13 protein-coding genes are annotated in these 13,813 nt (G+C 63.2%); 4 read left to right on the top strand and 9 right to left on the bottom strand.

Annotated features, from left to right (window positions below):
- Nucleotides 1-62 precede the first annotated feature (62 nt).
- Both NKH02_RS07325 and NKH02_RS07320 read right to left on the bottom strand, forming a co-directional pair.
- Entirely contained in the window at nt 63-539 is a 477-nt protein-coding gene (locus NKH02_RS07325) for a peroxiredoxin (RefSeq protein ID WP_352877549.1), read from the bottom strand.
- A gap of 85 nt (nt 540-624) precedes the next feature.
- Entirely contained in the window at nt 625-1,431 is an 807-nt protein-coding gene (locus NKH02_RS07320; RefSeq protein WP_352877546.1) for a protein-disulfide reductase DsbD domain-containing protein, read from the bottom strand.
- 170 nt (nt 1,432-1,601) lie between these two features.
- Between NKH02_RS07320 and NKH02_RS07315 the strand changes: the two genes are divergently transcribed.
- Entirely contained in the window at nt 1,602-2,210 is a 609-nt protein-coding gene (locus NKH02_RS07315; RefSeq protein ID WP_352868845.1) for a YqgE/AlgH family protein, read from the top strand.
- A 5-nt stretch (nt 2,211-2,215) separates the two neighbouring features.
- Here the strand turns inward: NKH02_RS07315 and NKH02_RS07310 are convergent, their stop codons facing one another.
- From NKH02_RS07310 to thrC, 4 genes are read right to left on the bottom strand one after another with little or no spacing between them, the layout of a single operon-like run.
- Complete coding sequence (locus tag NKH02_RS07310) at nt 2,216-5,104, bottom strand: EAL domain-containing protein (protein ID WP_352877544.1); 2,889 nt, start codon at nt 5,102-5,104, stop codon at nt 2,216-2,218.
- A gap of 2 nt (nt 5,105-5,106) precedes the next feature.
- Entirely contained in the window at nt 5,107-5,703 is a 597-nt protein-coding gene (locus tag NKH02_RS07305; RefSeq protein WP_352626599.1) for a GNAT family N-acetyltransferase, read from the bottom strand.
- A 15-nt stretch (nt 5,704-5,718) separates the two neighbouring features.
- Entirely contained in the window at nt 5,719-7,011 is a 1,293-nt protein-coding gene (locus NKH02_RS07300) for a M16 family metallopeptidase (RefSeq protein WP_352868840.1), read from the bottom strand.
- A gap of 14 nt (nt 7,012-7,025) precedes the next feature.
- Entirely contained in the window at nt 7,026-8,423 is a 1,398-nt protein-coding gene (gene thrC / locus NKH02_RS07295) for a threonine synthase (RefSeq protein ID WP_352877542.1), read from the bottom strand.
- A 128-nt stretch (nt 8,424-8,551) separates the two neighbouring features.
- On the opposite strand from thrC, the gene NKH02_RS07290 reads away from it, so the two are divergent.
- The gene (locus NKH02_RS07290; protein ID WP_352877539.1) at nt 8,552-9,280 is read left to right on the top strand and encodes a hypothetical protein; all 729 of its coding nucleotides are present in this window, start codon (nt 8,552-8,554) and stop codon (nt 9,278-9,280) included.
- A 47-nt stretch (nt 9,281-9,327) separates the two neighbouring features.
- Here NKH02_RS07290 and NKH02_RS07285 read toward each other — a convergent pair whose 3' ends face one another.
- A complete protein-coding gene (locus tag NKH02_RS07285) occupies nt 9,328-10,014 on the bottom strand; it encodes an HAD family hydrolase (RefSeq protein ID WP_352877536.1) in 687 nt (228 codons plus the stop codon).
- Between the two features lie 163 nt (nt 10,015-10,177).
- On the opposite strand from NKH02_RS07285, the gene NKH02_RS07280 reads away from it, so the two are divergent.
- Complete coding sequence (locus NKH02_RS07280; RefSeq protein ID WP_126068412.1) at nt 10,178-11,311, top strand: site-specific DNA-methyltransferase; 1,134 nt, start codon at nt 10,178-10,180, stop codon at nt 11,309-11,311.
- 56 nt (nt 11,312-11,367) lie between these two features.
- Here NKH02_RS07280 and NKH02_RS07275 read toward each other — a convergent pair whose 3' ends face one another.
- Both NKH02_RS07275 and mutY read right to left on the bottom strand, forming a co-directional pair.
- Nucleotides 11,368-11,979: an HAD family hydrolase gene (locus tag NKH02_RS07275; protein WP_352877534.1), complete on the bottom strand. Its 612-nt coding sequence runs from the start codon at nt 11,977-11,979 to the stop codon at nt 11,368-11,370.
- Nucleotides 11,972-13,129, bottom strand: a complete 1,158-nt coding sequence (mutY, locus tag NKH02_RS07270; RefSeq protein WP_352877531.1) for an A/G-specific adenine glycosylase — start codon at nt 13,127-13,129, stop codon at nt 11,972-11,974. Before mutY ends, NKH02_RS07275 begins: the two co-directional genes overlap by 8 nt.
- 55 nt (nt 13,130-13,184) lie before the next feature.
- On the opposite strand from mutY, the gene NKH02_RS07265 reads away from it, so the two are divergent.
- Complete coding sequence (locus NKH02_RS07265) at nt 13,185-13,685, top strand: DUF721 domain-containing protein (RefSeq protein WP_352868822.1); 501 nt, start codon at nt 13,185-13,187, stop codon at nt 13,683-13,685.
- Nucleotides 13,686-13,813 lie beyond the last annotated feature (128 nt).

Below are 13,813 nucleotides of genomic sequence, written 5' to 3'. Positions count from 1 at the left end.
GGCAAACCCTGGACTACAGGCGCGATCGTGGTTGCGGTCCACGCCCGACGCCTCGCTGAAGTTCAGAGCTGTCCCAGAATATGAGCCGCGCCGGACTCGTCGACACCGGGCTTGGTCTCGACATTGAGCGCGGTGACCTTGCCATCGTCGATGACCATTGAGAAGCGCCTCGAGCGCAGCCCCATATCGTTGCTGATGTAGTCGAGGCCGGTCGCCTTGGCGAAATCTCCATTGCCGTCGGCGAGGAACAGGATCTTGCCCTCACCGCCGGTGAAGCGCGCCCAGGCGCCCATGACGTGCGCATCGTTCACCGAAACGACGGCGATGGTGTCGACACCGCGCGCCAGGATGGCGTCATGGTTCTCGAGATAGCCGGGCAAATGGTTGTTACTGCAGGTCGGCGTGAAGGCGCCGGGAACCCCAAACAGCACCACCTTCTTGCCGGAGAAGATCTCGGCCCCGGTGATCGGCTTGGCGCCATCGGCGGTCATTGTCTTGAAGGTCACGTCAGGCAGCTTGTCGCCAACGGAAATGGTCATGAATTCCTCGCTTGGGAAAATCGGGAAGGGTGTGTCTTTGCGTAGCGAACTCAATGGCTTCCTGCAACCGTTCGGGCAGGCTGGATCAAGGGAAAGGCAGAAGCCCTTCGACCGCGCCCGCCGAACTCGTCAGCGTGTAGTGAAGCCCGCCGTCCGTCGGCGTCGTCGACGGGCGATTGAGGATCGGCACGGTGAAAATCAGCTTGCCGTCCTTTTCGCTGCGCGCTGGGGTGCCGAACATATAATCCCGCTCGCCGGCAACGAAGAAATCCGCCGCCTCCGGATCGCCGGGAAGACTCGCCTCGACAATCAGCGTTTCGTGGTCGCCCGGCAGGACTTTGATGCCGAAATCGGCCCCTGCGGGCGCCGGCAATGCCGAAAAACTTGCCTTCACCAGCGCCGCGTCCTCGGCGTTGTCCGGGTCGGAGGCAGGATCAACGGTCAGCCGCGTCTGCACCGGGATGCAGATCGTTTCGCAAATACCGAGAAAGATGTCGGCATCGATCACCGCCGGCTGGTTCGGCGTCGCCAGCGTGAATGTCACGGGCAGCGAAACCGGATAGTTGTAGCCTGCCCATTTGCCATAGCCGTCGTCGTGGCGCTGGGGAGCAGGAAACGACAGAGCGGCGTCGGCGATGTTGGTGCTGGCGGAAATGTCGAGCTGGGGCGGCACGCCCGCGTCTCCCGGGTCGCGCCAGTAGGTTTTCCAGCCGGGCTTGAGCGCTATGTCGAGAACGCCCTGGATGCGGCCGGCGTCGTCGGGTTGGCCTGATGTCACCAGCCGGACCTTACCGCCTTCGCTGTTGTACCATGCCGATGAGGAGGCGGCGGCGGGAAGAGCGGTTGCCGAGCCGATGGCGGCGCCGAGCAGCAGGATTTTCAAGCTTTGCATGGCGGTGATTTGATCGTCCGTTCGTGGCCGCGCAATGATCTCATGACCTTGCCGGTATCATATTTGCGTGACCTTGAGGGGAGAAATGCTCCAGCCGCCGGCATGGGCTTTGGTCGAATCGCGCACAGTGCATCTTTTCGGCGCTTTGGAAACGCGTTACGCTCCCTTTCATGGACTTGTTGCGCCACAAGAAGACGGCCGCCAGCCGCGGCTTTCTCGACGATCAGTTCCTGATTGCCATGCCCGGCATGAAGGACGACCGTTTCACGCGCTCGGTAGTCTATATCTGTGCGCACTCCGATGAAGGCGCCATGGGGCTGATCATCAACCAGACGCAGCAGATGCTGTTTCCGGACCTGCTCGTGCAACTGGGCATCATGAACGAACAGGAGGCGATCCGCCTGCCGGCGCAGGCGCGCGACTTCGTCGTGCGCAATGGCGGCCCCGTGGATCGCAGCCGGGGCTTCGTCCTGCATTCGGGCGACTACCGGGTGGAATCGTCGTTGACGGTTTCGGACGACATCTGCCTGACTGCGACCGTCGACATATTGCGCGCCATATCGTCCGGGCGCGGCCCTCGTCACGCGCTAATGGCGCTCGGCTATTCCGGCTGGGGCGCCGGCCAGTTGGAGACCGAGATCGCCGAGAATGGCTGGCTGACCTGCCCGGCCAATGCCGAGCTTCTGTTCGACACCGACATCGAGCGCAAATACGACCGGATTCTTGCCGCGATCGGCATCGATCTCGCCCATCTCAGCCTCGCCGCCGGACACGCCTAAGCTTCTCACGCTTGCGTCAGCGGATATTGCTCCTTCAGCGTCTTCAGCACCTGGTCGCCCGGCATCGGCGCGCCGAACATGAAGCTCTGAACATATTCGCAGCCCATCTGGCGCAATTCCAGCGCATCGCTTTCGTCCGAAATGCCCTCGGCGACGACGGACAGGCCAAGTTCATGCGCCATGTTGACCATCGATTTGAGCAGCACCGCGCGCTTCGGCGTGTTGTCGTCGACGAAGCTCTTGTCGATCTTGATGGTGTCGAAGGGGAAACGCGTCAGATAGGCCAATGACGAATAGCCGGTACCGAAATCGTCCAGCGACAGGCCGATGCCGAGCTGCTTCAGCTTGGTCAGCACATGGGCGGTCTGCTCGGGATTGTCCATGACAAGCGATTCGGTGAGTTCGAGCCGGAAGCAGCGCGGCTTCAGATTGGCGCGCGCGATGACCGAGCGCACGTCGCTGACCAGGTCGCGGCGGATCAGCTGGCGGCTGGACAGGTTGACCGAGACCGACAGCGGCGCGTCGCCGATCTGTTTTTGCCAGCCGGCGAGGTCTTCCGCCGCCTGCTGCATGGCGAACAGGCCAAGCTGCACGATCAGCCCGCAGCTCTCGGCGACCGGGATGAAATCCGCCGGCGGGATCATGCCGCGGCGCGGATGGTCCCAGCGCAGCAGGGCCTCGAAGCCGGCGACGCTGCCATCCTCCAGCCGCACGATCGGCTGGTAGGCGAGCGTGAATTCGCGCCGCTCGATGGCGCGCCGCAGGTCGGATTCGAACTGCAGCCGATCGGTGCCGACGGTGCGGAAGGCCGGGCGGAACGGCTCGATCCGATCGCCGCCGAAGCGCTTGGCCTGATGCATGGCCAACTCGGCATCCTTGACCATGTCCTCGGCCGACATTTGCGGCGAGTTCCAGGTGATCAGTCCGATCGAGGCCGTCAGCACGATCTCGCGCTTGGCAAAGGTGATCGGGTTGTTGATGGCATGCTTGATGGCGTCCGCGACGGCCGCGATGCGGGCAGGGTCCTGTTCGGACAAAAGCATCAGCGCGAACTGGTCGCCGGCAAAGCGCGACAGTGAATCCTTCGGCTTGAGCAGCCGGTGCAGACGGCGTGCGATGGTCAAAAGGATGGTATCTCCGGCCGAGATGCCGAGACCGTCATTGACCTGCTTGAAACGGTCGATGTCGATGACGAAGACGGTCGGGCGCACTTTCTCTTCGGTACGCGCGATCGAGATGATTGCTTCCAGCCGGTTCATCAGCAATTCGCGGTTCGGCAGGCCGGTCAGATTGTCGTGCACGGCATCGTGCAGCAGCCGCTCCTCGGATTTCTTCTGCTCGGTCACGTCGACCATGGTGCCGACGCAGCGAATGACCTCGCCGTCCGATCCGATTACCGGGCGCGCGCGCAGCGAAAACCAGTGATAATGGCCGTCGGCGCCGCGCAGTCGGAAGTTCTGTGACACCCGGCCGCGCCGGTGTTCGAGCACCACGTCGAGCGTCGTGCGGAACGTGTCGCGGTCGTCGGCATGCAGCACCGGCAGCCAGTTGCGTGCGGCACCACCGAGGCTGTTGGGCGCCAGGCCGAGCTGGATGCTGACATCGGGTTTGGTGACGACGCGGTCGCGCAGCACGTCCCAGTCCCAAACCGTGTCGCCCGATCCGGCCACGGCCAGTGCCTGCCGTTCGAGGTCGGAAAACAGGCCCTGATGCAGCGCGCCGCCGGCAAAGGCATGCTGCATGACGGTGAAACCGATCAACAGGATGATCAGGATCAGCCCGCCGCCCAAGGCCGGCTGGGCGATATCGTTGTCGAGCATGCCGGTGATCGCCATCCACGATCCGCACAGCCACAACAGCACCATGACCCAACTGGGCACCAGCATGATGGCGCGGTCGTAGCCGCGTATGCCGAGGAAGATGATCAGGCCGAGCCCGGTCAGCGCCGTGGCGGCGAAGGACAGCCTGGCGATGCCGGCGGCGACCGCCGGGTCGACGATGGCGACGCCGGCGATCAGCACCAGTCCGAGGATCCAGACCAATGCACCGTAGCTGAAATGGCCGTGCCATCGGTTGAGGTTGAGGTAGGCGAACAGGAACACCACGAAGGTTCCCGCCAGCGCCACCTCCGTTCCCGCCCGCCACATCTGCTCGTTGCCGGGCGAGATTTCGATGATCTTGTTGAGGAAGCCGAAATCGACGCAGATATAGGCCAGCACCGCCCAGGCAAGTGCTGCGGTCGCCGGGAACATCGAGGTTCCCTTGACCACGAAAAGGATGGTCAGGAACAGCGCCAGCAGGCCGGCGATGCCGATGACGATGCCGCGAAACAGCGTGTAGGAATTGACCGAGTCCTTGTAGGATTCCGGATCCCACAGGTAAACCTGCGGCAGCTTCGGCGAGGCCAACTCGGCGATGAAGGTGATGACCGTGCCGGGGTTCAGCGTCACCCGGAACACGTCGGCGTCGGGGCTGGTCTGGCGGTCGAGCGCGAAGCCTTCGCTAGGCGTGATGGCGGCGATGCGGGTCGAGCCGAGATCCGGCCAGAAGATGCCCGAATTCACCAGGCGGAAATGCGGTGCGACGATCAGCCTGTCGAGTTGCTGGTCGGTGGTGTTGGCCAGCGCGAACACCGCCCAGTCGCCGGTCGAACGCGCGTCATTGGCCTCGACCTCGATGCGCCGCACGATCCCATCCGGACCCGGAGCGGTCGACACCTGGAAATTCTCGCCCTGGTTCCGGTAGATCTCGACGGCACCGGAAAGATCGAGCGCGACGTCGTCGCGGGCAATCTTGATCGGTTCGACGGCGAAGGCCGAGGTCGCCGCGCACAGCGTCAGGATTGTCGTGAGGACAAAGGCGAACAGCGGCCCGTTTCGCAGGAAATTCGTCAAAATCAGTCCTTCGTTCCAACGCCCGGCGGATCGTCCGCGATCCGGGCGTAGAGGTAGTGGTCCTGCCAGATGCCGTTGATCCTGAGATAGGATCGCAGAAGTCCTTCGCGCCGGAATCCGGCTTTTTCAAGCACGCGGATCGACCGGGCGTTGTCGGGAATACAGGCCGCTTCGATCCGGTGCAACCTCAGCGTATCGAAGGCGAAGCGGGTCACCACCTTGACCGCGTCGGTCATCAAGCCGCGGCCGCCAAAGCGCTCGCCGATCCAGTAGCCGACATGGCCGCTTTGCGAGACGCCATGGCGTATGTTGCCGAGCGTGATGCCGCCCGCCAGTTTGCCGCTGCTCCTTTCGAAGATGAAGAAGGCGATGGCCGTCCCTTGCGCATAGTCTTCGCGGTAGCGGCTGATGCGCAGCCGCCATGCGTTGCGGTCGAGTTCGTCGGGAGTCCAGCGGGGCTCCCAAGGTTCGAGGAAGGCGCGGCTTTCACCGCGCACCGCCGCCCACTCGCGGTAATCATTGGTGAATGGCACGCGTAGCGTGACGCGGTCGCCTTTCAGCGCCGGCAGATCACGGCGGAAGAAAGGGAGCGCGAACATGGCGCTTTGAGGGGCTTAGACGGCGAGCTTGCGGGCCGTGGTCTGCGTGCCTGCGAGCGATTCGAGGATCGTTTCGTATGGCGCCAGTGTGCCCACAGGCCCGACAGCGGTAAGCGTCGGCTTGGTCGAGAACAATCGCGACGACAGATCGGTCAGCCGCTCGATCGTCAGCGCCGCCAGCCGTTCCATCAGTTCCTCCTTGGCGATCGGCCGGCCAAACAGAAGCAGTTGCCGTGCGATCTGCGAAGCCCGGCTGGCCGGGCTTTCGGCGGACATGATCAGCCCGGCGCGATACTGGGCACGCGCACGGTCGAGTTCTTCCTGCAGGATTTTCTCGCCGGCCTTCTGCAGTTCGTCGATGATGACAGGCACCAGTTCGGCGATGTCGCTCTGGCCGGTGGCGGCATGGACGCCGAAGACGCCCGTGTCGGAAAAGCCCCAATGGAAGGCATAGACTGAATAGCACAGGCCGCGTTTTTCGCGGACCTCCTGGAACAGGCGCGACGACATGCCGCCGCCGAGGATCATCGACAGCACCTGCGAGGCGTAGAAGTCGCGCACATGATAGGCGCGGCCTTCGAACCCCAGCACGATCTGCGCATCCATCAGGTCGCGATCCTCGCGGAAGTCGCCGCCAACATATTGCGCATATTGCGGGATGGTGCTGTCGGCCTTGCTGCGGAAGCCGCCGAGTTGCTTTTCGACCTCGCGCACGAAATTGTCGTGCTTGATGTCGCCGGCAGCGACGATCACCATCCGCTCGGCGCCATATTGCCGTTCGATGAAATCGTGCAACTGCTTCGAGGTGAAGGATTTGACGGTTTCCGGCGTGCCAAGGATCGAGCGGCCGATGGTCTGGTGGCGAAACGCCGTCTCGGTGAAGCGGTCGAAGACGATGTCGTCGGGCGTGTCGTGCGCGGCGCCGATCTCCTGCAGGATCACATGCTGCTCGCGTTCGAGTTCCTGTGGGTCGAACTCGGACTCCTGCAGGATGTCGGCAAGAATGTCGACGGCCAGCGGCACATCGTCGGAGAGCACCCTGGCATAGTAGGAGGTGGTCTCGACGCTGGTGGCGGCGTTGATCTCGCCGCCGACGTCCTCGATCTCCGAGGCTATTTCGAAGGCGCTTCGCCTTTTCGTACCCTTGAACGCCATATGCTCGAGCAGATGGGCCATGCCATGCTCGTCGTCACGTTCATTGCGGGCACCCGACTTGACCCAGGCTCCAAGGGCAACCGATTCGATGCTTTGAAGGGTTTCGGTGGCGACTGTCAGGCCGTTCGACAGACGGCTTACCTCAACACCCATATGGCTACTACTCCCTAACGCGCCGCCCGTGCACGGCGGCCGACGTAATCTTCCACCATTTTCAGGTCGGATGGAAGTACCGTGTATTTTTCCTCCGACGTCATCAACCCACCTAGCCATGCGGGCAGTGCGGGCGACACGCCGCTGGCTGCTTCGACGGCGGCCGGAAACTTTGCCGGGTGGGCGGTGCCCAGCACCACCATCGGCACGGCGCCTGACGCCTTGCCCGCCGCGACATGCACGGCTGCCGCGGTGTGCGGATCAAGCAGGTAGTTGCTGGCCGCGAGCGTCGAGCGGATGGTGGCGGCGACCTCGTCCATATCAGCGCGGCCGGCATCGAAATCGGACCGCATCCCGGCGATTTGCTGGGGTTCGATGGTGAAAGCGCCGGACTGCTTCAGGCCGTCCATGTAGCGTCGCACGGTCGCGGCGTCGCGGCCTGAGGCCTCGAACAGCAAGCGTTCGAAATTGGACGACACCTGGATGTCCATCGACGGCGAGGTGGTCGCAAAGACGCCTTTGGTGCGGTATTCGCCGGTCGCGAAGGTCCGCGCCAGGATGTCGTTGTCGTTGGTGGCGATGACCAGCCGTTCGATCGGCAGGCCCATCTTCTTGGCTGCGTAGCCGGCGAAGATATCGCCGAAATTGCCGGTCGGCACGGTGAAGGAGACCGGCCTGTCCGGCGCGCCGAGCGACAGCGCCGAGGAGAAATAATAGACGATCTGGGCCATGATGCGGGCCCAGTTGATCGAATTGACGCCAGAAAGCGCAACCCGGTCGCGAAAGCCATGATCGTTGAACATGTCCTTGAGCAGGCCCTGGCAATCGTCGAAATTGCCTTCGATCGCCAGCGCGTGGACGTTTTCAGCCGTCGATGTCGTCATCTGCCGCTGCTGCACCGGCGAGACGCGACCGTGCGGGAAAAGGATGAAGATGTCGGTGCGGCTGCGCCCGGCAAACGCATCGATTGCCGCCCCGCCGGTATCGCCCGAGGTGGCGCCGACGATGGTGGCGTGCTGATCGCGTTCGGTAAGCACATGGTCCATCAGCCGGGCCAGAAGCTGCATCGCCACGTCCTTGAAGGCGAGCGTCGGCCCGTGGAAGAGCTCCAGGATGAAGGTGTTGGGGCCGGTTTGCACCAGCGGGCAGACGGCCTCGTGGCGGAAGGTGGCATAGGCTTCGCGCACCAGGCGTTCGAAGACGGGTGCGGGGATTTCGTCGCCGAGAAACGGCGACAGCACGCGGATGGCAAGATCGGGATAGGCAAGGCCGCGCATGGCGCGGATATCGGCCGCGGAAAACTGCGGCCACTCGCGCGGCACATAGAGCCCGCCGTCGCGCGCCAGGCCAGCCAGCACGGCGTCGGAAAATCCAAGAACGGGGGCTTCCCCGCGGGTACTCACATATTGCATGTCACAAATCCGTTACTGCTTGGCTTTTCCGTCCACCGCAAGGTGGTTAATTTCCGCGCTGGCTCAGTCGCATTTTTGCCGCGCGGTTGATATACGTCACCAGCTTTGCGAGAGGGAAGTGCAGTTTCATGGCGTTTCGTACATTCAGTGGTCACTTTTTGGCGGGTCTTGCGCTCACCGGCTTTATGCTTGCCGCCGCCGGCTGCCAATCGGGCGACAATGGCATCCTGAACCTTGGCATCGGCAAGAAGGACCCAACCGCGCCACCGCCGCCGCAGGATCCCAAAATACTGGCCAGCCAGCTGCAGGCCTATTGTCCGAGGGTGACGGTGCGAGACGGCACGGCATTCTACAACACCTATTCCAAGGACGCCCAGAAGCCCAAGCCCAGGCTCAAGAAGACGGGAGACGCCGCGCAGGACGCCGCGGCCCAGGCTGAGGCCGCCGCCGCCGCTGCTACTCCGCCCGACGAGTCGGCGAACATCATCTACCAGGCATCGGTCAGCGACGTGACACGCGACTGCAGCCGTGCCAACGGCCAGTTGACGATGAAGATCGCGGTCGCCGGCAAAATCGTGCCGGGACCGAAATTCTCGCCCGGCACCATCACCATGCCGATCCGCACCGCCGTGATGCATGGCACCGAGGTCCTTTACTCGCAGCTTCACCAGTATCAGGTCCAGGTCACCGACCCCTCGGTCGCCACCCAGTTCGTCTTCACCGATTCCAATGTCGTCGTGCCCGAGCCGACGGCGCAGGACTATCAGGCCTTTGCCGGCTATGATGAAAACGCGCCGAAGGCAACGACGGACAAGCCGAAGAAGACCCACAGGAAGAGAGCTGCCGCGACGAACTAGACTTGATCGCGGCAGTTGCACGAGGCGTGCGTCGCGGCGCACGCTTCTCAGGCGTCCGACCATTCCGACAGCGCGGCGATCACGCTTTTCAGCTCCGCCCATCGGCGGATCACCGTTTCGGCGCCGGCCTCGGTCAGCGCGTCGGCATGGCCGGGATAGCTATGGGTGGCGCCGGTGAAGCCGATCACCCGCATGCCGGCCGCCCTGGCGCCGTGGACGCCGTGCACGGAATCCTCGATGACGAACGTGTTCGACGGGTTTGCGTTGAGTTTCTCCGCCGCGAACAGGAACACGTCTGGGGCAGGCTTGGTTTTTCCGGTCGGTGTTTCCATCGCGGAAAAAATGCGGTCCTTGAAGAAGGGCATCAGGTGAACCTTCTCCAGCATGAATTCGATCCGCTCCGAGCGTGAATTGGAACAGATGCAACGCTGCATGGTCACCGCGGCGACTGCCTCGCGCGCGCCATCGATGGCGCGTACGTCGCTGCGCAATTTACGGTCGACCAGCTCTTCGGCGCGGTCGATCAACGATACCTGGAACGGGATGCTGGACTTCTCCTCGACCCGCATCATGATGTCCTTGAACGTCAGACCAGCGTAGGTCTCGGCGAGCTCTTCCGCGGAGATTTCGTACCCGGCCAAGGTCAGCAGTTCCGCCTCGACGCGAGCGGCGATGATTTCGGAATCGACGAGCACGCCGTCGCAATCGAAGATGACAAGGTCTGGCTGGGGCATGGTGATCCGGACAATGGGAGGATGAAGGGGGCTCGGGAGGCTCAGGCGGCGCGGCATACACCAACAGGGCCACCTTCGCAAACTCTGCAGTCTTCACCGAATATTTACGCTGATCGGTAACCATAACGGAGAGTAAACAGTAACGCGTGCCTTGGGTGTCAGAATGTCTGCCGTGCGTCTTCTCGACGAGCTATCCCATGCTCCCCAGCAATCCGAATGGCTGGACACGATCCTCAAGGGCGATTGCGTTGCCGCGCTCGACCGGCTGCCCGAAAAGTCGATCGACGTCATCTTCGCCGATCCGCCCTACAATCTGCAGCTCGACGGCGACCTGCACCGCCCTGATCAGTCGAAGGTCGACGCCGTCGATGACGACTGGGACCAGTTCGAGAGTTTCGAGGCCTATGACGCCTTCACCCGCGCCTGGCTCCTGGCGGCGCGGAGGGTCCTGAAGCCCAACGGCACCATCTGGGTCATTGGCTCCTATCACAACATCTTCCGGGTCGGCGCCAAGATGCAGGATCTCGGCTTCTGGATCCTCAACGACGTGGTCTGGCGCAAGACCAATCCGATGCCGAATTTCCGCGGCCGCCGCTTCCAGAACGCGCATGAGACGATGATCTGGGCCTCGCGCGACCAGAAGGGCAAGGGCTATACCTTCAACTATGAAGCCATGAAGGCGTCCAATGACGACATCCAGATGCGCTCCGACTGGCTGTTTCCGATCTGCACCGGCGGCGAACGGCTGAAGAACGACAATGGCGACAAGTTGCATCCGACGCAGAAGCCGGAAGCGCTGCTCGCCCGCATCATGATGGCCTCGACCAAACCGGGCGACATCGTGCTCGATCCCTTCTTCGGCTCCGGCACCACCGGCGCGGTCGCAAAACGCCTCGGCCGCCATTTCGTGGGCATCGAACGCGAGCAGGCCTATATCGACGCCGCCAACGAGCGCATCGATGCGGTGCGGCCGCTGGACGGTGCGGATCTCACCGTGCTTACCGGCAAGCGAGCCGAGCCGCGCGTTGCCTTCGTCAGCCTGATCGACACCGGGCTGATGATGCCGGGCGCGACGCTCTACGACGCCAAAAAGCGCTGGGCCGCCAAGGTGCGCGCCGATGGCACGGTGGCGATCGGCGACAGCGCCGGCTCGATCCACAAGATCGGCGCCGAAGTGCAGGGGCTGGATGCCTGCAACGGCTGGACCTTCTGGCACTATGAGCGCAGCGGCGGCCTCACCCCGATCGACGAGCTTCGCCGCATCGCACGGCTTGGCATGGAGCGGGCAGGGGCCTGAGCCCCTGCCAATGGTTTCGAATTCCGTTGGTTCAAAGGTTCAACGGATCGCTGGAATCACACCTTGATTCCGAGACGCTCAAGATCGGCTTGAAGCGTCTTCGCATCGGTGAACAGCACCGACTGCCAGCCGGCAGCCTTGGCGCCGTCGACATTCTTCTGGCTGTCGTCGATGAACAGCGTCGCGGCCGGTTCGAGGCCGAATGCGGCGACGTGATGGTCGTAAATGCCGCGATCCGGCTTGATCATGCCGATCTCGCCGGAAATGGTCACGCCGCGTGGCCGGTCGAGAAAATCGAAGCGCTCGCGTGCCTCGGCCAGCGTGTCGCAGGCGAAGTTGGTCAGCATGGTCACGTCGTGGCCGCCCTCGATCAGGCCGAGCATGATGGCGACGCTGTCGTCATAGGCGTGCGGCACCATTTCGTGCCAGTGGCGGCGGAAACCGCGGATGTTTTCCGCGTGATCGGGATGGTCCGCGATCAGCAGCGCCTCGGCCTCTTCCCACGTCCGGCCGCGGTCCTGCTCGATGTTCCAGTCATGCGTGCAGACATTGTCGAAAAACCACCTTCTCTCCTCGGCATCCGGAATGAGGCGGTTGAACGGAATGTTGGGATCGTAGTGGATCAGCACCCTGCCGATGTCGAAAACGATGTGGCGTATTTCAGTCATGGGGCCTCTTTGCATGGTGTGGCGACGGCTTTTTCGTCGCGCCGGGTATCGCAGCCTCGATTGCCTTTTTCATGACAGTGGGCAGCGCCTCGCCGGAAATCTCGTGGGCGAGCGACCAGAAATGCCCCTCCGGCGCATCACCTTTGATGTGGGCGTGAAAGACTTCGAGTTCGAGAGCGAAATGCGTGAAGACATGGGCAATCTGGCCGGCACGCCGCCAGTTGGCAGGGAAAGGCGCGGCCGCTTGCGTCGTGCCCCCATCGATCCGCGCGGTCCAGCCTGTCGTCGGCACCTCGGTCATGCCGCCAAGCAAGCCCTTCTCCGCCCGTTTGCGCAGAAGAATGGCACCGTCGCCCCGCACGGCGACGAAGGCTGCGCCGCGCCGCAGGGGCTTGTCGGCCTTGGGCAGGCGCACTGGGAAGTGCTCGGGATCGCCTGAAACGACCGCGCTGCAGTCTTCGCTAAGCGGGCACAGCATGCAGCGCGGTCGGCGCGGCGTGCAGATCGTGGCGCCGAGATCCATCATCGCCTGGGCGAAGTCGCCCGGCCTTGTCCGTGGCACCATGCGCTGGACATGGGCGCGGATATCGGGCTTGGCCTCGCTCAGCGGCGTCGTGATCGAAAACAGCCGGGAGATGACGCGTTCGACATTGCCATCGACCACGGCGGCAGGGCGGTCGAAGGCGATTGCCATGATGGCCGCCGACGTATAGGCGCCGATGCCGGGCAGTTCTCTCAACCCCGTCTCGGTGTCGGGGAACCGGCCGCCACGCAGGGCCACCAGATCGGCACAAGCTTTGAGATTGCGGGCGCGGGAGTAGTACCCGAGCCCGGCCCAGGCTTTCATCACGTCCTCGGTCGGCGCCGCGGCCAGTGCCACGACGTCAGGCCACTTCTCGACGAAAACCCGGAAATAGGCCTTCACCGCTTCGACCGTGGTCTGCTGCAGCATGACTTCGGACAGCCAGATGCGATAGGGATCGGGCCTCACGCCCCGCGCATGCTCGCGTGGCGTGATCCTCCACGGCAGCTCGCGATGATGCACATCATACCAGCCGAGCAGGCGGTATGCGATATCGTCGCTATCTCCAGATGCGACTGGGCTGCTATCTCGGGATGCGGTCTTGCGGGTCTGGTCTGCTGGTGCCATTGATCGGGAATTGGCCTTGGCCGATACTGATGAAGGTTGTGGCTGGAGAACGTACATGGCAGGGAGAACGCCCTACGGCAATCCCGTCCCGGTCAGCGATCTCGCGACCAAGATCCTCGATCCGGTGCTGCGCAAGCGGGCCGGCATTTCGATCGGCCTCGTCCAGTCATGGGAAGAGATTGCCGGGCCACGGCTGGCCAGCCACTCGCGCCCCGAAAAAATCCAGTGGCCGCGCCGCATGCATGAGGACGATCCGTTCGAGCCGGCGGTGCTGGTCATCGCCTGCGAAGGCATGGCGGCGCTTCATCTGCAGCACGAGACCGGCGAGATCATCAACCGGGTCAACGCCTTCCTCGGTTTCACCGCCATCAGCCGCATCCGGATCCTGCAGAAGCCGGTGACAGCCGACAAGGGAAGGCGCAGACCGGCCCTCAGGCCACTGACGGCGGCCGAGAAGACGAAATTGTCCGGCACTGTCGGCCTTGTCGACAATGATGAGTTGCGCGCCTCGCTGGAAAGACTTGGCGCGACCATTATCGGGGAGAGGAAGTCATAGACCCCCTGAAGAACGTCATGGATTTGTCGTCAATATCTCGCATTCGTGATCGCCCTTGTCAGGTTTCGCGATTGGATTGGGGATGGAGATGCCTTAATTCGCGCCAACTCTCGCCTTTTCGTGCCTTT

This window comes from Mesorhizobium sp. M1396, assembly GCF_040317725.1.
In the GTDB taxonomy this organism is placed as follows: domain Bacteria; phylum Pseudomonadota; class Alphaproteobacteria; order Rhizobiales; family Rhizobiaceae; genus Mesorhizobium.
This window is presented reverse-complemented; position numbering and strand designations above follow the sequence as displayed.